Annotated in this window: 17 protein-coding genes; 10 read left to right on the top strand and 7 right to left on the bottom strand. The window is 72.1% G+C overall.

Going from position 1 to position 19,519, the window contains the following annotated elements; genetic code table 11:
- Positions 1-68: 68 nt before the first annotated feature.
- From JKJ07_RS24570 to JKJ07_RS24560, 3 genes are all read right to left on the bottom strand, one after another.
- Positions 69-1,499, bottom strand: a complete 1,431-nt coding sequence (locus JKJ07_RS24570) for an NB-ARC domain-containing protein (protein ID WP_202994098.1) — start codon at positions 1,497-1,499, stop codon at positions 69-71.
- A 347-nt stretch (positions 1,500-1,846) separates the two neighbouring features.
- On the bottom strand, positions 1,847-2,452 hold the full coding sequence (locus JKJ07_RS24565) for a TetR/AcrR family transcriptional regulator (RefSeq protein WP_307834388.1): 606 nt from the start codon (positions 2,450-2,452) through the stop codon (positions 1,847-1,849).
- A gap of 22 nt (positions 2,453-2,474) precedes the next feature.
- On the bottom strand, positions 2,475-4,067 hold the full coding sequence (locus JKJ07_RS24560; RefSeq protein ID WP_202994096.1) for an MFS transporter: 1,593 nt from the start codon (positions 4,065-4,067) through the stop codon (positions 2,475-2,477).
- 180 nt (positions 4,068-4,247) lie between these two features.
- Between JKJ07_RS24560 and JKJ07_RS24555 the strand changes: the two genes are divergently transcribed.
- The 3 genes from JKJ07_RS24555 to JKJ07_RS24545 are packed head-to-tail and all read left to right on the top strand — an operon-like array spanning position 4,248 to position 8,532.
- Positions 4,248-6,491: a putative bifunctional diguanylate cyclase/phosphodiesterase gene (locus tag JKJ07_RS24555; RefSeq protein WP_202994095.1), complete on the top strand. Its 2,244-nt coding sequence runs from the start codon at positions 4,248-4,250 to the stop codon at positions 6,489-6,491.
- A gap of 44 nt (positions 6,492-6,535) precedes the next feature.
- Complete coding sequence (locus JKJ07_RS24550) at positions 6,536-7,969, top strand: MFS transporter (RefSeq protein ID WP_202994094.1); 1,434 nt, start codon at positions 6,536-6,538, stop codon at positions 7,967-7,969.
- Complete coding sequence (locus JKJ07_RS24545) at positions 7,936-8,532, top strand: TetR/AcrR family transcriptional regulator (protein WP_202994093.1); 597 nt, start codon at positions 7,936-7,938, stop codon at positions 8,530-8,532. Before JKJ07_RS24550 ends, JKJ07_RS24545 begins: the two co-directional genes overlap by 34 nt.
- On the opposite strand, the gene JKJ07_RS24540 is transcribed toward JKJ07_RS24545, so the two are convergent.
- Positions 8,529-9,797, bottom strand: a complete 1,269-nt coding sequence (locus JKJ07_RS24540) for an acetyl-CoA C-acetyltransferase (RefSeq protein ID WP_307834387.1) — start codon at positions 9,795-9,797, stop codon at positions 8,529-8,531. The genes JKJ07_RS24545 and JKJ07_RS24540 overlap by 4 nt on opposite strands.
- 76 nt (positions 9,798-9,873) lie before the next feature.
- Here JKJ07_RS24540 and JKJ07_RS24535 point away from each other — a divergent pair, with 76 nt between their 5' ends.
- The 4 genes from JKJ07_RS24535 to JKJ07_RS24520 are packed head-to-tail and all read left to right on the top strand — an operon-like array spanning position 9,874 to position 14,748.
- Positions 9,874-11,199 carry a 3-oxoacyl-ACP reductase gene (locus tag JKJ07_RS24535; protein WP_202994091.1) on the top strand — a complete coding sequence of 442 codons (1,326 nt, stop codon included), beginning with the start codon at positions 9,874-9,876 and terminating at the stop codon, positions 11,197-11,199.
- Positions 11,200-11,203: 4 nt separating this feature from the next.
- The gene (locus JKJ07_RS24530; protein ID WP_202994090.1) at positions 11,204-11,992 is read left to right on the top strand and encodes a MaoC/PaaZ C-terminal domain-containing protein; all 789 of its coding nucleotides are present in this window, start codon (positions 11,204-11,206) and stop codon (positions 11,990-11,992) included.
- A gap of 39 nt (positions 11,993-12,031) precedes the next feature.
- Entirely contained in the window at positions 12,032-13,243 is a 1,212-nt protein-coding gene (locus JKJ07_RS24525) for an acyl-CoA dehydrogenase family protein (protein WP_202994089.1), read from the top strand.
- A 20-nt stretch (positions 13,244-13,263) separates the two neighbouring features.
- Positions 13,264-14,748 carry an AMP-binding protein gene (locus tag JKJ07_RS24520; RefSeq protein ID WP_236029847.1) on the top strand — a complete coding sequence of 495 codons (1,485 nt, stop codon included), beginning with the start codon at positions 13,264-13,266 and terminating at the stop codon, positions 14,746-14,748.
- On the opposite strand, the gene JKJ07_RS24515 is transcribed toward JKJ07_RS24520, so the two are convergent.
- Together JKJ07_RS24515 and JKJ07_RS24510 are read right to left on the bottom strand one after the other, a co-directional pair.
- Positions 14,728-16,095 (bottom strand): hypothetical protein, encoded by a 1,368-nt coding sequence (locus JKJ07_RS24515; RefSeq protein ID WP_202994087.1) that lies wholly within the window; start codon positions 16,093-16,095, stop codon positions 14,728-14,730. The genes JKJ07_RS24520 and JKJ07_RS24515 overlap by 21 nt on opposite strands.
- Positions 16,096-16,203: 108 nt before the next feature.
- Complete coding sequence (locus JKJ07_RS24510; RefSeq protein WP_184950220.1) at positions 16,204-16,419, bottom strand: CDGSH iron-sulfur domain-containing protein; 216 nt, start codon at positions 16,417-16,419, stop codon at positions 16,204-16,206.
- A gap of 75 nt (positions 16,420-16,494) precedes the next feature.
- Between JKJ07_RS24510 and JKJ07_RS24505 the strand changes: the two genes are divergently transcribed.
- Complete coding sequence (locus JKJ07_RS24505; protein ID WP_202994086.1) at positions 16,495-17,493, top strand: iron-containing redox enzyme family protein; 999 nt, start codon at positions 16,495-16,497, stop codon at positions 17,491-17,493.
- Positions 17,494-17,502: 9 nt separating this feature from the next.
- Complete coding sequence (locus JKJ07_RS24500) at positions 17,503-18,333, top strand: MBL fold metallo-hydrolase (protein WP_202994085.1); 831 nt, start codon at positions 17,503-17,505, stop codon at positions 18,331-18,333.
- A gap of 1 nt (position 18,334) precedes the next feature.
- On the opposite strand, the gene JKJ07_RS24495 is transcribed toward JKJ07_RS24500, so the two are convergent.
- Complete coding sequence (locus tag JKJ07_RS24495; protein ID WP_202994084.1) at positions 18,335-18,946, bottom strand: hypothetical protein; 612 nt, start codon at positions 18,944-18,946, stop codon at positions 18,335-18,337.
- 68 nt (positions 18,947-19,014) lie between these two features.
- On the opposite strand from JKJ07_RS24495, the gene JKJ07_RS24490 reads away from it, so the two are divergent.
- A complete protein-coding gene (locus JKJ07_RS24490) occupies positions 19,015-19,512 on the top strand; it encodes an NUDIX domain-containing protein (RefSeq protein WP_202994083.1) in 498 nt (165 codons plus the stop codon).
- Positions 19,513-19,519 lie beyond the last annotated feature (7 nt).

Raw genomic sequence — 19,519 nt, 5'->3', positions numbered from 1 at the left:
CCCACGGACTGGTCGAAGGGTTGTGCGCCGCGCGTCTCGTTTCCGGCCGACCCCGAAGGGCTGACGGCTCAGGCCTGGCAGGCGATCTCTGAGGAGCGTTGCCGCAGGCGGGCGGCGTGGTCGGGCCAGCCCTCGGCGGCGGCGAAGTCGGCGGCTGTGGAGAGGTCGGCCGCGGCCTCGGGGGCGGTCAGCAGGTGGTCGAGCAGGCGGGTCAGGGCGGCCCGGCGGTCGGCCCGGCGGTCCTCGTCGGCCGAGCGGCCCGCGGCGTAGACCCGGATCAGCTCGTGGATCGACCAGCGGCCGGGGGCGGCCGGCTGCACGAGGTGGTGCAGGGCGAGCTCGCGCAGCTCGTCGCGGATGCACGTGCCGGCCAGGGCATCGGCCGCGTCGGCGTCGAACGTGGGGCCGGGGTGCTGGGCCAGCAGGCGGAGCAGCTCGCGGGCGCGTGGGGAGACGTTGCGGTACGAGATGTCGAGCGCGGCCTGCACGCCGGGGTCGAGGCGGCCCGTGCGGCGGCGCTCGGCCAGCCAGTCGGCGTGGTCGGTGAGCGTCCAGCCGGGGCGTTTGCGCATGTGGCCGGTCACGAGCGCGAGCGCGAGGGGCAGATAGCCGCACGTGCCGGCGATGCGGTCGACGGCCGCCGGGTCGGGGCCGGCCGGGATCTCGGGCACCGCGGCCCGCAGGTAGGCGTGGGCCTCGGCCGGGGTGAACACGTCGACCGGCACCTGCCGCGCGCCGGTCAGGCCGTCGAGGCGGCGCCGGCTGGTGATCAGGGTGATGCTGCCGGGGGTGTCGGGCAGCAGCGGGCGCACCTGGGCCTCGTCGGCCGCGTCGTCGAGCAGGATCAGCGAGCGCGTGCCGGTCAGCCGCAGCCGGAACGAGGTGGCCCGGGCGGGCAGGCCGTGCGGCACGTGCTGACCGGCCATGCCGAGCAGGCGCAGGAAGCCGTCGAGGACCGCGCCCGGCTCGACGGGCGGCTGGTCGGGGTGGCAGCCCCGCAGGTTGACCACCAGCACCCGGTCGAACGGACCGGCCGCGGCCAGCTCGTGGGCCAGGTGCACGGCGAGCTGCGTCTTGCCCGCGCCGGCCATGCCGGAGAGCACCGTCACCGGGGCCGGTTCGACACTGGCCCGGGTGATCAGGCCCGGCGGGTCGGGCGGCAGCGCGTTGAGCACCCGCACCTGGGCGTCGGCGCGGGTCTCGCCGCTGACCACGCGCAGGGCCTGACGCCACTGGGTGGTGTAGCCGACGTCGTCGTGCAGGGCCTCGACGACCGCCACGACCAGGTCGGGGTCGAGCCGGCGGCGGCCCGCGCGGAAGCAGTCGACGACGGTGGTCTTGCCGACCTGCTCACCCGCCGGGCGCACCGCGTTGACCCGGGCGGCGATCGTCTCGTACGACGGGTTGCCGGCCCAGGTCTTGAGCATGCGCAGGCAGCTCGCGACCTCGTCCAGGGTCTGGGCCTGGCCGGGGTCGGGCAGCACGGCGAACTGCGACACGGCGGCTCCCGCGGGGGTCGGGACGTCGGACGTTCGACCTTAGTCGTTCGGTACCGGACGTTGTGTCGGTGGATCGACAACGACCGCACCCTGAGAAGTTGCGGGCGTTGTCAGCCGAACGGCCCGGGGCGTTTCCCCTGAACGTACGGGGGGCGAATCAGACATCCGGATTCGTTCGGATTCCGCATGCGGGCGCCGGATGTGCCGCAAAGTAGGTGGTGCCGGACGGATCCGATAACGGGGGGTCGTTCCCGCACGGGGGCGTGAGCGACACGGAATCCGGACGGCGAGTACCGGGCGTGGCTGCCTTCGAGGCCCACGCCCGGTTCTCGTTTTCGAATGCCGGGTCAGGCCGCCGCGCCGCGCAGGACGCCGTCGACCAGCTTCTCCACGAAGCCCTCGTCGGGCACCCGCGGCTGCCACTGGAACAGCCCGTGCATCATCGACGGCCCGGTCAGCATCAGCAGCGTGAGCTCGATGTCGAGGTCGTCGCGCAGCTCGCCGGTCGCGATGCCGCGGCGCAGCACCGAGCGCATCAGCTCCCGCCGCGGCTCGGTCACGGCCTTGTACATCTCCACGATCGAGTCGTCGCGCAGCAGCTCGGGCAGCAGGCAGGCGGTCACCTTGCTGAAGCCGCGCGCGTGACCGCTGCGGTTCGCCGTGATCAGCGTGACCAGGTCGTCGCGGACGGACTCGCCGGCCAGCGCCGGCAGCGGGCCCTTCATCGCCGCGACGGCGTCGATGATCAGGGCTTCCTTGTTGGCCCAGCGGCGATAGATCGTGGCCTTGCCGACCCCGGCCCGGGCGGCGACCGCCTCGATCGAGATGGCGGCCACGGTCTGGCCTTCGCTGAGCAGCTCGAGCACGGCGCGCAGAATCGCCTCGTCGGCCTGGGCGTTGCGGGGCCGGCCAGGAGCCTTGCGCTCCTGGCCGGCCAACGAGGCAGTGGTCATGTCGTTCATTGTTACCGACGCGTCACGCTTCGACCAGCTCGATGCCTTGCTCCTCGGCCAGCCCCTCGTCGGAGGTCGGCTTCGGGGCATCGGCCGGACGCTTGCCGGGCAGCCAGAGCAGGGCCACCACGGCGCCCAGCACGGCGAACACCGCCGACCCGATCGACGCGTAGTGCATGGCGTCGAGGAAGGCCGCGTTGGCCGCCGGGATCAGCTGCGGCACGGCCGCGCCGGCCTGCTCGGCGACCCCGTACGCCCCGGAGATCGACTCGCGGGCCGCGTCGGCCGCCGGGCCGGGCAGGCCGTCGGTCACGTTGCCGAGGTTGTTGCGGTAGACCGAGCTGAGCACCGCGCCGAGCACGGCCACGCCGAGCGCGCCGCCGAGCTGGCGGATCGTGTTGCTGACGGCCGAGCCGACGCCGGCCTTCTCGCGCGGCAGGGCCGACATGATCGACTCGGTGGCGGGCGGCATCACGTTGGCCATGCCGACGCCCATGATGAAGAACGCGGCGCCGACCACCCAGATCGGGGTGTCCTGGCCGATGAAGATCCAGACCGTCAGGCCGGCCGCGACCAGCAGCAGGCCGACCGTGCTGACCAGCTTGGGGCCGAAGCGCTTGACCATCGCGGCGCTGCGCGGGGCGAAGACCATCTGGGCCACGGCGAACGGGACGAACAGCGCACCCGAGGCGAGCGGGCCGTAGTCACGCACCAGCTGCAGGTAGAACGCGCCGAAGAACATCGCGCCCATCGCGGCGAAGAAGACCAGGCCGATGACGCCCGTGGAGGCCGAGAAGGTGCGGTTGCGGAACAGCCGCACGTCGAGCGACGGGAACTCGGTGCGCAGCTCCCACCAGACGAACGCGGCCAGGACGACCACGGCGCCGGCCAGCGTGCCCCACGCCTTGGGGTCGCCGAACCCGGCCTCGCCGCCCTCGATCACACCGTACGTGAGCAGGGTGAGGCCGACGATCGAGAGCAGGACGCCCGGGATGTCGATCCGGTTCGGGCGCGGATCGCGCGACTCGGGCACCAGGAAGCTGACGAGGAACACGCCGGCCAGCGCGATCGGCACGTTGATCAGGAAGACCGAGCCCCACCAGAAGTGCTCAAGCAGCAGGCCGCCGACGATCGGGCCGATGGCCACGCCGAGGCCGACGGCGCCGGCCCAGATGCCGATGGCGCGCGGGCGCTCCTGCGGGGTGAAGACGTTGGCGATGATCGAGAGGGTGGCCGGCATGACGGCGGCGGCGCCCAGACCCATCAGCGCGCGGGCCGCGATCAGCTGGTTGGCCGTGTCGGCGTAGGTGGAGATCAGCGAGGCCAGCGCGAAGATCGCGAGACCGGTGACCAGCGTGATCCGGCGGCCCAGACGGTCGGCCAGGATGCCCGCGGTGAACAGCAGGCCCGCGAAGACCAGGGTGTAAGAGTTGATCGCCCACTCGAGCTCGCTCTGCGTGGCCCCGAGGCCGTGCTCCGGGTCGGCGATCGTGCGCAGCGCGACGTTCAGGATCGTATTGTCGAGCACGACCACCAGCAGGCTGATGACCAGCACGCCGAGGATGACCCACCGCCGGGGGTGACCGGCCGGCGCGGTCGTTGAACTGGATGACATCTGGCGTATCCCCCATATTAAGAAACGGAACCGTTCCGTATCCGTAGACAGACGCTAGACCGATGAAATGTGAAACGGAACGTCTCCGTATTGGAATGTGGCAACGGTCACGTGTGCCCGCAATCGGACTGCTCCCGACCGGCTCCTCGCGGTGCACCAGCGGCACCCGAAGTTGAGCGCATGGTGACTGGGACGAACGGGCTGTCACGCTGGCTGCCGACCGGCGGCGGGCTGCGCGACGAGGACTGGGCCGGGCGGCATCTGCTGCTCACCCGCCTGCTGGCCGCGAGCATGGCGGCGCTGATCGTCTTCGGGGCCCTGCAGGACGCGCTGGGCGGCGGGGTCGCCACCTGGCTGCTCCTGCTGATCTCGCCGTGCCTGGTGGCCGCGGCCCGGCTGCCCGGGCGGCGGCTGCCGTCGATCTTCGTGGCGTTCGGCTTCGTCTCGGCCTGCGCCTCCTTCGTGGCGATGTGCCACGGCAAGACCGAGGCCCACTTCACCTTCTTCATCGTCGTCGGCGCGCTCGCCCTCTACCGGGACTGGGCGCCGTTCGGCATCTTCCTCGTCGCGACGACGGCCCACCACGGGTTTTTCGGGCTGATCGACCCCACGCTGACCTACGGGCACGAGGCCGGGCACACCCACCCGCTGTTCTGGGCGCTGCTGCACGGCGTCGCCGTGCTGGTCGCGGCCGCCTTCCAGGTGATCTCGTGGCGCCTGTCCGAGGCCGAGGAGAAGCGCGCCCAGGAGAACCTGGACGAGAGCCAGGCCCAGCTCACCGTCGCCTTCGACGAGACGCCGGTCCCGATGGCCATGCTGGCCCCGGACGGCCGCGTCCTGCGCACCAACTCGGCCTACCGGTCCTGGATGGGCCTGCCTGACGAGCTGCCGGCCGGCTTCCACATCGCCGACCTGCCGATCGAGCCCGTCGACCCGGCCGAGCGCCGGGTCATGGACCTGCTCGTCGAGGGCAAGGGCTCCTCGATCCTCGTGCGCGACTACCGCCGCACGACCACCGGCGAGATCATCTGGGTCGAGATCCACGGCACGAGCGTGTACGACAAGAAGGGCGAGCTGCGCCTGATCTTCGTGCACTGCCTCGACGTCACCGAGGCCCGCCGGCACCAGGAGGAGCTGCAGAACCAGGTGCGCCACGACGCGCTCACCGGCCTGCTCTCCCGCTCGGCCTTCGAGAACGACCTGGCCGCGCTGCTGGCCGGGGGCGAGCCGGTCAGCGTCCTCTACCTCGACGTCGACCGCTTCAAGTCGATCAACGACGGCTCCGGTCACGCGGCCGGCGACGACCTGCTGCGCGGGCTGGCCGTCCGGCTGCGCGACTCGGTGCCGGGCGGTTCGCTCGTGGCCCGCCTCGGCGGCGACGAGTTCGTGGTCGCGCTGGCCGCCACGCCGATCATCGGGGCCCAGGTGGGCTATGGCGTGCTGGCCGCGTTCTCGGAGCCGCTGCTGCTGGGCGACAGCCACCTGCAGGTGTCGCTGAGCGTGGGCCTGGCCACCGGCCGGGGCGCCGGGAAGGCCGACAACACCGTGCTGGCCGCCGACACCGCCATGTACGCGGCCAAACGGGCCGGCGGCAACCGGATGCAGATCTTCAGCGACGACATGCGGATCAAGGTGCGCGAGCGGCTGGACGCCGAGGCCCGCCTGCGCGAGGCCCTGGCCGGTGACCTGGTCGAGACCCTGCCCATCTGGTTCCAGCCGATCGTCTCGGCCGCGACCGGCGAGATCACCGGCGCCGAGGCGCTGGTCCGCATGCGCGCGCCGTCGGGCGAGATCCTCGGCCCCGGCCAGTTCATCCCGGCCGCCGAGGAGACCGGCCTGATCGTGCCGCTCGGCGAGCACGTGCTGCGCGGCGCCGTCCGGCAGCTCATCGAGTGGGGCGACCGGCTCGGCTACGTGTCGGTCAACGTCAGCCCGCGGCAGCTGGCCGAGGCCGACTTCGTGCCGATGCTGGCCAACCTGCTCGCGGCCCACCCGCGCCTGGACCCGTCCCGGCTGGTCATCGAGATCACCGAGACGGCGCTGCTCGGCTTCTCGGTCGACGTCCGGGAGCGGCTCGAGATGATCAAGGCGCTGGGCGCGCGGATCGCGCTCGACGACTTCGGCACCGGGTACAGCTCGCTGACCTGGCTGCAGTCGGTGCCCACGGACGTGGTCAAGCTCGACCGCTCGTTCGTGGCCGGGCTGTCGGCCGACCCGCGCAAGGCCTCGATCATCCAGGCCGTGCTCTGGCTGGCCCGCTCGCTGGGCATGTCGGTGGTGGCCGAGGGCGTCGAGGACCCGGCGGACTGGCAGGCCCTGCGCGGGCTGGACTGCCCGTCGGCCCAGGGCTACCTGTTCGGCAAGCCGGCGCCGGCCGCCGAGTTCGGCCGGACCTTGCGGACGGCGGTGGAGCAGGCCGCCTGAATCGGAAGCGGACGTCCGTTTCCGGTTCGTGTACCGTCGTGGACGTGAATGCCACGACCCGCCGTATCCCGCTCAACGCGACCTTCGCCGTCCTGGCGGCGTCGGTCGTCGTCTACACCCTGATGCAGTCCCTGCTCACCCCCGTCCTCGCGACGATGGTGACGGTCCTGCACACCACCCAGGGCACCGTCACCTGGGTGCTGACGGCGTACCTGCTGTCGGCCTCGATCTGCACGCCGATCATGGGCCGCGTCGGCGACCTGCTGGGCCGCCGGGGCGTCCTCGTCCTCACGCTCCTGGCGCTGTCGCTGGGGTCCCTGCTGGCGGCGCTGGCCACGAACATCACGGTGATGATCGTGGCCCGGGTCATCCAGGGTGTCGGCGCCGGCGCGCTGCCGCTGTCGTTCGGCATCATCCGGGACGAGTTCCCGAAGGGCCGGGTGGCCGGGGCCGTCGGGCTGATCGCCTCGCTGAGCGCGGTCGGCGGGGGCCTCGGCATCGTCCTGGCCGGCCCGATCGTCGACCACCTGGGCTACCGCTGGCTCTTCTGGCTGCCCATAATCGCGACGCTCGCGGCCGCCGCGGCGGCACATTTCCTGGTGCCGCCCTCCCCCGCCCGCAGTGGCGGAACGGTGAGCTGGCTGCCCGCGGTGCTGCTCTCGGCCTGGCTGGTGTGCCTGCTGCTGGCGATGAACCAGGCGCCGGCGTGGGGCTGGGGCTCGCCGGCGGTCATCGGCCTGCTGATCGGGGCAATCCTGGTCGGCTGGCTGTGGGTTCGGGCCGAGCAACGGGCCGCCACCCCCCTGATCGATCTGCGAATGTTGCGCCTCAGCGCCGTGTGGACCGCCAACCTGGTCGCCCTGCTCACCGGGGCCGCGATGTACGCGGTCTTCGCCTTCCTGCCGCAGTTCGTCCAGACCTCCCCCGCCGCCGGTTACGGGTTCGGGGCCTCCATCGCCCAGGCCGGCCTGCTGCTCCTGCCCTCGTCGATCACCATGTTCGTCTCGGGCGTGTTCGCCGGCCGCCTCGCCTCGATGGTCGCCGCCAAGCGCGTCGTGGTCCTCGGCTGCCTCATCGGTGGCGCGTCCATGGCCCTGCTCGCCGTCGCCCACGAGCACAGGTGGCAGATCTACCTGTCCTCGGCCCTGATCGGGGTCGGGCTCGGCCTGGTCTTCGCGGCGATGTCCGGTCTCGTCGTCGCGGCCGTCCCGCCGTCGCAGACCGGCGTGGCCAGCGGCATGAACGCCAACATCCGGACGATCGGCGGCTCGTTCGGCGCGGCGCTGATGGCGAGCGTCGTGACCTCGCACGTGATGCCGACCGGCCTGCCGCAGGAGTCCGGCTATACACTCGGCTTCGCCGCGATGGCGGTCGTCCTGGTGCTGGCCGCCGTGGCCGCGCTCTTGATCCCCGAAGCCCCCGGCGCGCCGGGAGAGGAGCCCTCGTGCGCCGAGACGCGGCCCGCAACCAGGAGCTGATCCTGCGCAGCGCCCACGAGGTGTTCTCCGAGCTGGGCACCGAGGTGGGCCTGGACGTGGTGGCCCACCGCGCGGGCGTCGGCGTCGGCACGGTGTACCGCCACTTCCCGAACAAGGACCTGCTGCTCGGCCGCCTCGTCAGCTCGATGTACGAGGGTCTCGTCGCGTCCGCGCAGGGGGCCCTCGCGCGCGGCGACGGCACCGGTCTGGAGGAGTTCCTCCGCCTGCTGAGCCGATCGCTGATCGACCACCTCGGCTATTCCGACCGGTTCGTCAGCGGCCGCGAACCGGGCGTGGGCGAGCAGCTCGACGGCCTGTTCGACGAGCTGCTGGCTCAGGCCAAGACGCACCGCCGGATCAACGACAGCACCACGAAGGAAGACCTGCAGATCCTCATCTGGGGCGTGCGCGGCGTGGTCGCCATCAGCGGCTCCGTCGCCCCGGACGCCTGGGAACGCTTCCTCGACATCCACCTGGCCGGACTCCGCGCCTCCCCGTTCCCCAGCGCCAAGCCGGGGCCGGACGCCGGGCAGATCAGGCGGATGCTCGAGGCTCGCGGCTAACGCTCGAGGATCGCGACCACGCCCTGGCCCCCGGCGGCACAGATGGAGATCAGGCCGCGGCCCGAGCCCTTCTCGTTCAGCAGCTTGGCCAGGGTGGCGACGATCCGGCCGCCGGTGGCCGCGAACGGGTGACCGGCGGCGAGCGACGAGCCGTTGACGTTGAGCTTGGCCCGGTCGATCGAGCCGAGCGGCGCCTCCAGCCCGAGCTTCTCCTTGCAAAACTCGGGCGACTCCCAGGCGGCCAGCGTGCTCAGCACCTGCGACGCGAACGCCTCGTGGATCTCGTAGTAGTCGAAGTCCTGCAGCGTCAGGCCGTTGCGGGCCAGCAAGCGCGGCACCGCGTACGCCGGGGCCATCAGCAGGCCCTCGTCGCCGTGCACGTAGTCGACGGCGGCGGTCTCGCTGTCGGCCAGGAACGCCTGCGGGGCCAGCCCGTTGACGTCGGCCCACTCCTCCGAGGACAGCAGCACGGTGGACGCGCCGTCGGTCAGCGGCGACGAGTTGCCGGCCGTCATCGTGGCGTCGGTCGTGCCGAAGACCGGCTTGAGCTTGGCCAGCTTGTCGAGGCTGGTGTCGGCGCGCAGGTTCTGGTCGCGGGTCAGCCCCAGGTACGGGGTGATCAGGTCGTCGAAGAAGCCCCGGTCGTACGCGGCGGCCAGGCGCTGGTGCGAGGCCAGCGCGAGCTCGTCCTGGGCATCGCGCGAGACGTTCCAGCGCAGGGCGGTGATCGCGGCGTGCTCCCCCATCGACAACCCCGTACGCGGTTCGGCGTTGCGCGGGATGTCGGGCTTGAACGCGAGCAGCGGGTTGAGCTTGGCCGCCGCCCGGAGCCGCTCGGGCAGCGTACGGGCGCGGTTGAGGTTGAGCAGGGCGCGGCGCATGTCGTCGTTGAGCTGCAGCGGGGCGTCCGACGTGGTGTCGACGCCGCCGGCCACGCCCACGTCGATCTGGCCCAGAGCGATCTTGTTGCCGACCAGGATCGCCGTCTCGAGCCCGGTGCCGCAGGCCTGCTGCACGTCGTACGCCGGGGTGCGCGGGTCGAGCCGGGAACCGAGCACGGTCTCGCGGGTGAGGTTGAAGTCGCGCGAGTGCTTGAGGACGGCGCCCGCCACCACCTCGCCGAGGCGCCGGCCGGCCAGCCCGTACCGCGCGACCAGGCCGTCGAGCGCGGCGGTCAGCATGTCCTGGTTCGAGGCCTGGGCGTAGCGGCCGTTCGAGCGGGCGAACGGGATCCGGTTTCCACCCAGCACAGCGACGCGGCGCACGGCAGCCTCCCACAGGGTCGGGCATTCATTACCGTTGAGTAGCTTAGCAATGGCGGGGCCGAGTATTCTGCGGCGCATGGGCGACAGGTACGCGAGCTTCGCGAATTCCGGTCCCGGGCGCGGCCTGGTCAAGCGGCTGGGCCTGCCGGATCCGCCACGGTTGCGGCGCTATCGGCCGGGCGACCCGCTGACCGAGGGCCCGGTGCTGCTCGGTGCGGCCCCGGGCGGGCGCCTGGGCGACCAGGTGCGCAAGGTGCTCTCGGCGGCCGGGGTCGACACGCTCGACGAGCCGCTGACCGACGGCAAGCACGGCGCGCTGATCTTCGACGCGACCGGCATCGCCGACACCACAGACCTTTCCCACCTGTACGAGTTCTTCCACCCCCACGCGCGGTCGGTGCGCCGCTCCGGCCGCGTCATCGTGCTCGGCGCCCCGCCCACGTCGGGCGATTCCCATGCCGACACCGCGCAACGGGCCCTGGAGGGGCTGACCCGCAGCATCGGCAAGGAGTTCGGCCGCGGCATCACCGCCCAGCTCGTCCACGTGGAGCCCGGCGGCGAGGGCGCCCTGGAGTCGACGCTGCGTTTCCTGCTCAGCGGCCGGTCCGCGTACGTGTCGGGTCAGGTCGTGCGGATCGGCGCCGGCAATCCGCCCGCGCCCGCCGACTGGCAGCTCCCCCTGGCCGGCAAGACCGCGCTCGTGACCGGGGCGGCCCGGGGCATCGGCGCGGCCATCGCCCGGGTGCTGGCCCGCGACGGCGCCCAGGTGATCGCGCTCGACGTGCCGCAGGCCGGGGACGCGCTGGCCGGGGTGGCCAACGACGTGCGGGGCCGGGCCTTCCAGCTCGACCTGACCGCGGACGGGGCGGGCGAGCGGCTCGCGTCCTATCTGAGCGGCCCGCTCGACATCGTCGTGCACAACGCCGGCATCACCCGCGACCGGACGATCGCCAAGATGGACGCGGCGGGCTGGCAGTCGGTGCTCTCGGTCAACCTGATCGCCCCCGAGCGGATCAACGAGGCGCTGCTGGCCAAGGATCTGATCCGCGGCGGCGGCACGATCGTCGGCGTGGCCTCGATCGCGGGCATCGCCGGCAACCGGGGACAGACCAACTACGCGACCAGCAAGGCGGGGGTGATCGGGCTCGTGCAGTCGAGCGCCCCGGCTCTGCTGGAACGCGGGATCACGATCAACGCGGTGGCGCCGGGGTTCATCGAGACGGCCATGACCGCGAAGATGCCGGTGACGCTGCGCGAGGCCGGGCGCCGGATGAACAGCATGGCCCAGGGCGGGCTGCCGGTCGACGTGGCCGAGACGATCGCCTGGTTCGCCTCGCCGGGGTCGGCCACCATCACCGGCAACGTCGTCCGGGTCTGCGGCCAGAGCCTGCTGGGGGCGTGACGCCATGCCGGGAACCACGCTGCGGGCGGCGCTGGGGCTGATTCCCCGTCGGCGGCCCGGGTCGCTGCCCGAGGTGGAGCTGGCCGACCGGGGCGTCACCGTCGACCGCGAGCATCTGGCCACGTACGACCGGGTCTGCGGTTTTCGCCTGAGCGACCGGCTGCCGGCGACTTATCCGCACGTGCTGGCGTTCCCGCTCTCGATGCGGTTGCTGACCGATCCCGGCTTCCCGTTCCCGGCGATCGGCCTGGTCCACATCGCCAACTCGATCACGCTGCGCACGCCGATCGACTCCGGCGCGCGGCTCGATCTGGCGGTGCGCGCAACGAACCTGCGCCCCCACGACCGCGGCCGGCAGTTCGACATCGTGGCGACCGCCCGGCTGAACGGCGAGATCGTCTGGGACAGCGTCTCGACGTACCTTTCGCGGTCGGGCGACGCACCTGGCACCAAGCGTGACTTCCCGGCGCCGCCCGTCCCGTCGGCCTCCTGGCGCGTGCCGGCCCGGGTCGGCACCGACTACGCCGCCGTGTCGGGCGACCGCAACCCGATCCACACGTCCCGGCTCGGCGCGCGGCTGTTCGGCTTCCCGCGGACGATCGCGCACGGCATGTGGAGTCAGGCCCGCTGCCTGGCCGCGCTGGAGGGCCGGCTGCCCGACGCGTACACGGTGGACGTCCAGTTCAAGCAGCCGATCCTGCTTCCGGCCACCGTCCACTTCGCTTACGCTGACGGGACGTTCGACCTGTTCGGGAAACGCCCGCATCTTGCCGGGCAAGTGACGCCTGCGTAACGTTACCCGCCAGTTAACTTTGGCGCGGAGGGTGCTCGCATGGAGTTCTGGCTCGACCTCAACGAGGAGCAGACCGAGCTCCGCGACTGGGTGCACGGCTTCGCCGAGGGCGTGATCCGGCCCGCCGCCGCCGAGTGGGACGAGCGCGAGGAGACCCCCTGGCCGGTCCTCCAGGAGGCAGCCAAGATCGGCCTGTACGGGTTCGAGTCGCTCATCAACACGTGGTCCGACCCGACCGGCCTGTCGTTGCCGATCCTCAACGAGGAGCTGTTCTGGGGCGACGGCGGCATCGGGATGGCCCTGTCCGGCACGGCCCTGGCGGTGGCCGCGATCTACGGCTCCGGCTCGCCCGAGCAGCTCGTCGAGTGGGTCCCGCAGTGCTTCGGCGACGAGGCCGAGCCCAAGGTCGGCGCGTTCTGCTCGACCGAGCCCGAGGCCGGCTCGGACGTCGGCGCGATGCGCACCCGGGCGGTCTACGACGAGGCCAAGGACGAGTGGGTGCTCAACGGCCAGAAGGCGTACGCGACCAACGGCGGCATCGCCAACGTGCACGTCGTCACCGCGTCGGTCGACCCGGCGCTGGGCTCGCGCGGGCAGGCCGCCTTCATCGTGCCGCCGGCGACGCCCGGGCTGGTGGCCACCAAGAAGCTGAAGAAGCTGGGGCTGCGCGCCTCGCACACCGCCGACGTCTTCCTCGACGACGTGCGGGTGCCCGGCAGCTGCCTGCTCGGCGGCAAGGAGAAGCTCGACGAGCGCCTGGCCAAGGCCCGCGAGGGCAAGCGTGCCGCGGGTTCGGCCTCGATGCGCACGTTCGAGCTGACCCGGCCGGCCGTGGGCGCGCAGGCCATCGGCATCGCGCGGGCCGCCTACGAATACGCGCTGGAGTACGCGCAGAACCGCGTGCAGTTCGGCCGGCCGATCGTGGAGCACCAGGCGATCGCGTTCGCGCTGGCCGACATGCGGATGGAGATCGACGCGGCGCGGCTGCTGGTGTGGCGGGCGGCGTGGATGGGCCGCAACGACCGGCCGTTCACGGCCGGCGAGGGCTCGATGTCGAAGCTCAAGGCGGGCGAGGTCGCCGTGGCCGTCACCGAGAAGGCCGTGCAGATCCTCGGCGGCGCCGGCTATCTGCGCGAGCACCCGGTCGAGCGGATGTTCCGCGACGCCAAGATCTACACCATTTTCGAGGGGACGTCGGAGATCCAGCGTCTCGTCATCTCGCGAGCCATTACCGGACGGCAGATACGCTGATGATTTTCGTGGCGCGGACGATGGCACGGCGCGGACTCCTCACCCCCGGGCCGCCACACCGCGTCGCGCGGCAGTTCGCGGCCCTGCACAAGTGGAAGTTCGGGCTGGCCGGGGAGCTGCGGCAGGCCGCCGCGCGATCGCCGTCACGGGTCGCGCTGATCGACGAGGGCGGCCCTGTCACGTACGGGGAACTGCTTGATCGGACCGCACGGCTGGCCGGGGCCCTGCCCGTCGCGCCCGGGGATCGAGTGGGGATTCTTGCCCGCAACTCGACGGCGATGGTCGAGGCGCTGATCGGCGTGGCCACGCTGGGCGCCAATCCGGTGCTGATGAACACGGGCCTGTCCTCGGGCCAGCTGGCGGCGGTTACGCGCGATCAACAGCTGCGGCTGTTGATTCACGATCCCGCTTTCACCCCGCCGCAGGGCGTGCCGGTGCTCCCCCTCGGACAAATCAGTTATGCCGCTCCGTTGACGAAACCTCCGGCACGACCGGGTCGCACGATCATCCTGACGTCCGGAACGACAGGGGTGCCGAAGGGTGCGCAACGCCCGACGCCGAGCGGCTTCCGTCCCCTGTGCTCGATCATCGACCGGATCCCGCTGACGGCCGGCATCCGCATGTTCATCGCGGCGCCGCTGTTCCACGCGTGGGGCTTCGCGGGCCTGCAGATGGCGCTCGCCCTGCGCGCGACGGCCGTGCTGCGCCCCCGCTTCGAGCCCGCCGACGCGCTCGAGACGCTGGCCGCCCACGACTGCGCGGCCATGATCGCCGTCCCGGTGATGCTGCAACGGATCATGGAACAGCCCGCGCGCGAGGTGCCGCTGCGGATCGCCGCCGTCAGCGGGTCGGCGCTGCCCGGCGGGCTGGCCACCCGGTTCATGGACCGCTACGGCGAGGTGGTCTACAACCTGTACGGCTCGACCGAGGCGTCCTGGGCGTCGATCGCCACCCCGGCCGACCTGCGCGCCGCACCGAACACGGCCGGCCGCCCGCCGCACGGCACGATCGTCGAGGCGCTCGACGAGCACGGCCGGCCGGTGCCGCGGGGCACGCCGGGGCGGCTCTTCGTGGGCAACGAGATGCTGTTCGAGGGCTACACCAACGGTGCTACGCGCGAACTGCACAAGGGGTTGCTGGCGACCGGCGACCTCGGCCATGTCGACGAGGCGGGCCGGGTGTTCGTCGACGGCCGCCAGGACGACATGATCGTGTCGGGTGGCGAGAACGTGTTCCCGTCCGAGGTCGAGGACGTGCTGGCCGCCCGGCCCGAGGTGCGCGAGGTCGCGGTGATCGGGGTGGCCGACGAGCAGTACGGGCAGCGCCTGGCCGCCTATGTCGTGCTGCACGACGGGGCCGAGCTGACCGCCGAGGCCGTACGCGACCACGTGCGCGCCGAGCTGGCCCGCTTCTCGGTGCCCCGCGACGTCGTCTTCCGGCCCGAGCTCCCCCGCAACGCCACCGGCAAGATTCTGAAGCGGCTGCTAGCTGACGAGCAGGCCTGACGACCCGCCGCTCAGGTGCAGCCGGCTCAGGGCGTACGTCATGGTCATCACGGGCGGCTGGGGACGCTCGCCCGCGCCGGCCAGCATCCGCGTGGCGTGCCGGGTGGCCAGCGGCAACGTGGGATACCGGCTGGCGGCGACCCGGTCGACGGGCTCGTGCTCCCGGCCGAACGAGGCCACCGAGCGCCACTGCCCGAGCGAGGCCACCCGATCGCCGTCGTAGCCGGGCGGGCCGGGCAGCACGGTGACGCTGTCGAACGAGGGGCTGCCACCCAGCCACCACTCGGCCGCGTCGACCGCGGTGCTCGACGCCGACTCGCACCAGTACGGGATCAGGCCCGCCGAGCGTGCCTGCCACGGGTCGAGCAGCCGGCCGCACTCGACGACGCAGCGGTCCCGCTCCTGGTGACGCCACTTGCGCAGCAGGTCGGCGACGCCCGCGCTGAGTATCTCGGGCCGGGCGTAGAGCACCCGGTACGACGTGCGGCCGATCTTGTTGAGGTCGACGCCGAGGGCGGGCTCGCCGGACCGCTCGGCATAGCGGGGCGGGGTCGCCGGGTCGGGGGCGACCCAGGTCAGCGCGCCCAGCTCGTCCAGCATGTGCCGGAACTCCCAGTTGTCGGCGCGATAGGCCTCGGGCCGCACGCCGGTGACCGGGCTGCCGATCTGGAACGCGTACCGGCGGGAGACCGACACGACCGGCCACGCGCGCAGGTCGCGCATCAGCAGCGTGCAGCCGCCGGGCGCGATGCGGGTGCGCAAGAACTTCTCGTACGCGGCGGGCAGCGCGTGCCAGCGCAGGTGCAGCCGCACGGTGGCGCCGCAGAGCGGGCCGTCGGCCATCGGGTCGTGCACCTGGCGCACGGTGACCGACGGGTTGCGGTCGCTGATCGTGGCGGCCAGGCCGGCGCCCCACGCGAGCGCCCCCGGCCAGTTGCCGGCCGAGCCGCCGGGCCAGCTCACCGTGACCGGGATGCTGGTCGGCAGCCAGGCGGCCCCGAGCGCGACGGCCAGGTGGGCGGCGGCGCCGTGCGGCGAGCCGAGCAGCACCGACGGGTAGGTGGAGGCCTGGTAGTGCCCGACGACCCACTCCGCGACCGCCTCGGCGTCGAGCTGGGCGGCCACCTCGTGGGGAACAGCTTCCGCGTACGCCTCCCGGGCGAGCTCCTCCCGGCGGCGCTCGGCGGGCAGCTGGCCGTGACGACCCAGCAGCGGCGTGCGGTGCGCCCAGTCGCCGGGAGCCCCGGAGACGGCGGCGAGCAACGTCCGGCTGAGGCTCTCGGCGCAGAACGCGCTCTCGGCGGGCAGGTCCCCGCGCGCCGCGGACAGGGTCTCGTACGTCGTCACCAGCGAAGCTCCCTCGGATAGGCCGCGCCCGCCTACCCACAGGGACTTGCGTCAAACATCAGACATGTTCACCGCGGCGCCGGTGTCTCGCGGCCCGCCTCGGAGTGTTCATCGCGGCGCCGGTGTCTCGCGGCCCGCCTCGGCGTGGAAACGGACAACCTTGTGGGTGCCGTCGCAGAACGGCTTGGTGGCCGACTTGCCGCACCGGCAGAGCGCGATGGTGCCGCGGCCGGGGTCGATCGGCTCGCCGTCGGGGGTCTGCAGCTCGAAGTCGCCGCGCACGATGAGCGGGCCGTCGGGGTAGGGGACGATCGTGGAGGACATGGCCGCGCGAATGCCCGGTGAGCTGCGGTCGAAACAGATCGTTTACCGGCCGGGGTGCGGGGAAATCGCGCTGCCATGCACCTTCCCGCAGCCCGTGGCCGGGTCTCCGCCGCGCTCATCGACGTCCTCGGCGGCCGGGCCGCCAAGCTCCCCACGTTCGCCCGCTTCGACGGCGACGAAGACCTGCACCTGACCCTTTTCGTCTGCTACGAGCTGGCCTACCGCGGCTGGGACGGCGTCGACGACCGCTGGGAGTGGGACCCGGGCATGCTGCGGCTGCGCGCGGCGGCCGAGCAAAGGTTCCTCGAGCACCTGTACGAGGTGGTGGGCCCGCCCGAGACCGGGGTGGACCCAGCCTCCGTGCCGTCCCGGCTGGTCGAGATCGTGGCGGCCGACGACGGGCCGGCCCTCTCCAAGCACCTGCGCGGGCGGGCCACGTACGAGCAGTTCAAGGAGTTCGTGACCCACCGCTCGGTCTATCACCTGCGCGAGGCCGACCCGCACACGTTCGCGATCCCGCGGCTGGGCGGGCGGGCCAAGGCGGCGCTGGTCGAGATCCAGGCCGACGAGTACGGCGGCGGGAGCGAGCCGCGCATGCACCAGGAGCTGTTCAAGCGGACCATGCGCTGGTTCGACCTCGACCTCACGTACGGGGCCTACGTCGACTCGGTCGGGGCGCGCACGCTGGCCGTGAACAACGTGATGTCGCTCTTCGGCCTGCACCGGGCCCGGCGCGGCGCGATCCTCGGGCACCTGGCCGCGTACGAGATGACGTCGTCGCTGCCCAACCGGGCGTACGGGAACGGGTTGCGCCGGCTCGGCGGGGACGCGGACGCGACCGCGTTCTACGACGAGCACGTGGAGGCGGACGCGGTGCACGAGCAGATCGCCGCGCACGACATGTGCGGTTCCTTCGCCGTGGGCGAGCCCGCGCTGGCCGGGGACGTGCTCTTCGGGGCCAAATGCGCGCTGGCCGTCGACGCGTGGTGGGCCACCGGGGTGGTGGACGCGTGGAACCGGGGCGCGTCGTCGCTGCGGCTCGCGACCACGGTTGAGGCGGGACTGGCCGGGTAGTCAGCCGTGATGCAAGCCAGTGTCACCTTCGTCGGCAACGCCACCGTCCTGCTCCGGCTGGGCCAGTTCACACTGCTCACCGATCCCGCGTACGGGCCGGCGGGCAGCCGCGTCCACCTCGGCTACGGGGCGTGGACCAAACGCGTACGGGATCCGGCCCTGGACGTGCTGACCGGGGTGCGGCTCGACGCCGTCATCCTGTCTCACCTGCACGGCGACCACTTCGACAGCGCGGCCCGGCAGCGGGTCGAGCCGTCCCTGCCGATCCTGACGACCCCGCAGGCCGCCCGCAAGCTGCGCCGCAAACGGTTCCTGGCCCCGCACGGCCTGCCACCCTGGGAATGCCACGAGTGGACCCGTGACCGCCAGCGCCTGCGCGTGACCGCGGTGCCCGGCCGGCACGGCCCCGGCGTGGTGAACAGCCTGCTGCCCGACGTGATGGGCTCGGTCATCGAGCTCGAGGTGGACGGCCGCCTGGCCACCCGCCTCTACATCACCGGCGACACGCTGATGGACGACATGCTGGGCCAGATCCCGCGCCGCTTCGGCGAGATCGACGCGATGCTCATCCACTTGGGCGGCACCCGGCTGGCCGGCCTGCTGCTGACCATGGACGGCCACCAGGGCACGGAACTCACCCACCTGATCCGGCCCACCCTGACGATCCCGATCCACTACGACGACTACAAGGTCATGAAGTCCCCACTGACCGACTTCACCACCCGCGCCGAACACCAGGGCCTGACCGGCATAACCCCGATCCCCCGCGGCGGCACGATCGACATCCCCCTACGCCCGGTTGTGACCGGCTTCAGCCACCCCCACAACCCGGCCGGCTGACCTACGCACCTTCTTCCCGTACGAGCTCCGAGATGAGCGCGTCGAGCACAGCCGGGTCGTAGCGGTCCGCTCTAGGTGCGGGCAGCTCGACGGGCAGGCCGCTCGGCGGCAGCTCCCACAACACCCGGCCCGGCGCCACCACTTCCCAAGCTCGATACCACTCCCGCAGGGGTGCGGCCAGGCGAGCATGCAGCGCGAAGTTACGCCGCCGGCGAGTGCGGTCGCCGTTCCGGCGGGCCAGCAGCTCGTCGCCGGACGGCAGCGAGACCAGCACGAGATCGGCGAATCCCAGCCGCCCGTCCGCAATCGCCGCCCGATTCGCGGCGACCTCGCGCTCCCAGAGCTCCTGACTCGCCTCGCCCATCCGCAGCAGGGACCACGTGTAGTGGAGCTTCATCGGGTCGTCGTCGCACACCGCAAGACCGGACGCTTCCTCACGCTCGACCGCGGCTCGCCACCGGTCGCAGTTCACCGAGCACCAGAAGGCCGTGGTGTCCCCGTCCACCGGTTCCGCCCCGGTCGGCGCGTACTCGGCGATCAGATAGTCAGCACAGTGCCGCCGGCACCACGTTGTCTTCCCGGCCGCACTCGGCCCGGTCACCACGACAATCACGGTGACCAGTGTGCGGTTTTTGAAGGCTCTCGCGGGCGGACGGGTCCCGCCTGATTAGCATGCTCTTCATGGATGACGTCAACGCCGGCGAGCTGCCCGAGCTGACGTTCACACTCCCGACCATCCCGGCCTCGGCCGGCGCCCTGATCCGTGGACGCAAGAACCGATTGCTCATCTTGAAACCGACATACAAGGGTGGCTGGACGATCCCGGGCGGGGTTGTCGAGGTCGGCGAGTCACCGTGGGACGCGTGTCGCCGCGAAACCGCGGAGGAGTGCGGCCTCACCGTCACCGCGGGCCGGCTCAAATGCGTCGACTTCCTCCGGCCACGGCCTCACCGCCCGGGCGGTATGCGCTTCCTCTTCGACTGCGGCATCTTCGACGACGCCGTCTTGGACACGGTCGTCATCCAGCCGCTCGAGATCGCCGAAAGCCGGATCCTGCCGATCGACGAGGCGCTGCCCCTGCTCAGCGGACCCGTCCGACGCCGGGTACGCGCCGCCTGGAAGGCGAAGCGGGTGCACTACCTGGAGGACGGCCGCCCGGTACAGGGAATCAGCCCTTAGCGATCCA

Origin of the sequence: Paractinoplanes lichenicola (assembly GCF_016785085.1) — a bacterium.
Classification (GTDB): Bacteria; Actinomycetota; Actinomycetes; order Mycobacteriales; family Micromonosporaceae; genus Actinoplanes; species Actinoplanes lichenicola.
The sequence above is the reverse complement of the archived record's forward strand: the minus strand, read 5'-3'. Positions and strand labels throughout refer to the sequence as shown.

Bases quoted from the DNA above. Each gene is read 5' to 3' on its own strand.
- JKJ07_RS24565 (WP_307834388.1), bottom strand. From the start codon at position 2,452: ATGACCACTGCCTCGTTGGCCGGCCAGGAGCGCAAGGCTCCTGGCCGG.
- JKJ07_RS24560 (WP_202994096.1), bottom strand. From the start codon at position 4,067: ATGTCATCCAGTTCAACGACCGCGCCGGCCGGTCACCCCCGGCGGTGG.
- JKJ07_RS24555 (WP_202994095.1), top strand. From the start codon at position 4,248: ATGGTGACTGGGACGAACGGGCTGTCACGCTGGCTGCCGACCGGCGGC.
- JKJ07_RS24535 (WP_202994091.1), top strand. From the start codon at position 9,874: ATGGGCGACAGGTACGCGAGCTTCGCGAATTCCGGTCCCGGGCGCGGC.
- JKJ07_RS24530 (WP_202994090.1), top strand. From the start codon at position 11,204: ATGCCGGGAACCACGCTGCGGGCGGCGCTGGGGCTGATTCCCCGTCGG.
- JKJ07_RS24525 (WP_202994089.1), top strand. From the start codon at position 12,032: ATGGAGTTCTGGCTCGACCTCAACGAGGAGCAGACCGAGCTCCGCGAC.
- JKJ07_RS24520 (WP_236029847.1), top strand. From the start codon at position 13,264: ATGGCACGGCGCGGACTCCTCACCCCCGGGCCGCCACACCGCGTCGCG.
- JKJ07_RS24510 (WP_184950220.1), bottom strand. From the start codon at position 16,419: ATGTCCTCCACGATCGTCCCCTACCCCGACGGCCCGCTCATCGTGCGC.
- JKJ07_RS24505 (WP_202994086.1), top strand. From the start codon at position 16,495: ATGCACCTTCCCGCAGCCCGTGGCCGGGTCTCCGCCGCGCTCATCGAC.
- JKJ07_RS24500 (WP_202994085.1), top strand. From the start codon at position 17,503: ATGCAAGCCAGTGTCACCTTCGTCGGCAACGCCACCGTCCTGCTCCGG.
- JKJ07_RS24490 (WP_202994083.1), top strand. From the start codon at position 19,015: ATGGATGACGTCAACGCCGGCGAGCTGCCCGAGCTGACGTTCACACTC.